The sequence below is a fragment of the Cupriavidus sp. 8B genome (assembly GCF_054589115.1).
In genome coordinates, this window is sequence record NZ_BAAILO010000330.1 from 1 (window position 1) to 1,189 (window position 1,189).

Genomic DNA, 1,189 nt, shown 5'->3' on the forward strand with positions numbered 1-1,189 from the left:
GGCGAAAGAGGCCGAGGCCTTGCGGGCGGTGGCCATGGCGCTGCTGCAGTTCTCGCCGAACGTGGTCGAAGCGGAAGAGGCCTCGGTACTGGTCGAGGTGTCGACCAGCCTGCGGCTGTTCGGTGGTGGGCCCAAGATGCGCCGCCGGATCCGGGACACGGCTCGGGCGCTTGGCTTCACGACGGCGCTCGGTTGCGCGCCCACCGCGCAAGGGGCGTGGCTGCTGGCGCGCGCCGGCGGCGGTACCGCGCTGAAGGCCGAGTCACTGGAACGCCAGGTTGCTGGGCTGTCCGTCGGCACCCTGCCACCGGCACGCCCCTATCTCGAATGGCTGGATGGACTGGGCTGCCGCACGCTGGGCGACGTTCGCCGACTGCCCCGGGCCGGCCTGCAGCGGCGCTGCGGTCAGGCACTCAACGAGGCCATGGATCGCGCCCTCGGTCAGGCGCCAGAAGTGTTCGATTGGATCGAGGCGCCGCCCACATTCAGCGCACGGGTCGAGCTGCCGGATCGCATCGAGCATGCCGAAGCCACCCTGCTCTATTCCCGCAGCCTGATCGTGCAGATGATCGGCTGGCTGACGGCCCATCAGCTGGCGGTGACGAAGATCACGCTCGAACTGCAGCACGAGCGCGGTCGGGAAGCCCTGCCACCAACGGTAATTGAGATCGCACTGGCCGAGCCGACCTGGAGCGAGGACCACCTGTTGCGACTGCTACGTGAGCGTCTGGCGCAATTGCAGGTCGACGCGCCGATGATAGCCGTGCGCCTGACCGTGACCGACGTCCAGGCCAAGGCACCCCCCAGCGAAACCTTGTTCCCGGAGCCCGGCGGCACGCCGGAGGACCAAGCTCGCGTGATGGAATTGCTGACGGCGCGACTTGGCGCCGACAATATCCTGCGCCCCGAGATGCGGGCGGACTATCGTCCCGAAGTCGCCAATGCCTGGGTGCCGGCCGTCGGCAAGCCTGGACCTGCTGTCGACGCACCGCGGCTGCCGCGCCCAAGCTGGTTATTGGACAAGCCGATCGCATTGCTGATCCGCGATCATCGGCCGTTCTACGGCTCGCCGCTGCGGCTGGTCTCCCCGCCGGAGCGCATCGAGGCGGGATGGTGGGCGGGCGAGGTGGTGACGCGCGATTATTACGTGGCCGAGGGCCGGGATCACGCGCATTACTGGGTGTACCAG

At 68.5% G+C, this 1,189-nt stretch carries 1 protein-coding gene; it reads left to right on the plus strand.

Annotation, left to right across the window (positions count from 1 at the left end):
- Nucleotides 1–1,189, plus strand: a 1,189-nt coding sequence (locus ACYP5B_RS33560; RefSeq protein ID WP_459572500.1) for a Y-family DNA polymerase, incomplete at both ends; no start/stop codon positions are given.